This is a genomic window from Pseudoalteromonas sp. 19-MNA-CIBAN-0066, assembly GCF_040308705.1.
Taxonomy (GTDB): domain Bacteria; phylum Pseudomonadota; class Gammaproteobacteria; order Enterobacterales; family Alteromonadaceae; genus Pseudoalteromonas; species Pseudoalteromonas nigrifaciens.
Genome location: NZ_JBEONZ010000362.1, coordinates 1 through 245, shown reverse-complemented (window position 1 = coordinate 245; position 245 = coordinate 1). Strand labels below are relative to the sequence as shown.

The window sequence follows — 245 nt, the reverse complement described above, 5'->3', positions numbered from 1 at the left end:
CATACTGTATTTGCCCAATTAGCTATAAATGACAAAGGTGCAATTAAGTTATTGTTAATGACAGTACAAGGCTTTCCAATTATGGAGCTTGAAAAACCTTTAAATGGCCCGGTAAAAACACGAAATATGCTGGCGGTAGAAGGGATAGACCCTCATTATATCTTGGCGGATATTGCATTAGTACATTGGCCAGTAGCATTTTTACAAAAGCAGTTAGAGGGTGCTTTAATAGAGCAGGTTGGCTC

1 protein-coding gene is annotated in these 245 nt (G+C 38.8%); it reads left to right on the top strand.

The window, feature by feature from the left end; translation table 11 throughout:
- Positions 1-245: DUF3261 domain-containing protein (locus tag AAEZ18_RS19440; protein ID WP_352256087.1), on the top strand; the 245-nt coding region annotated here is incomplete at both ends.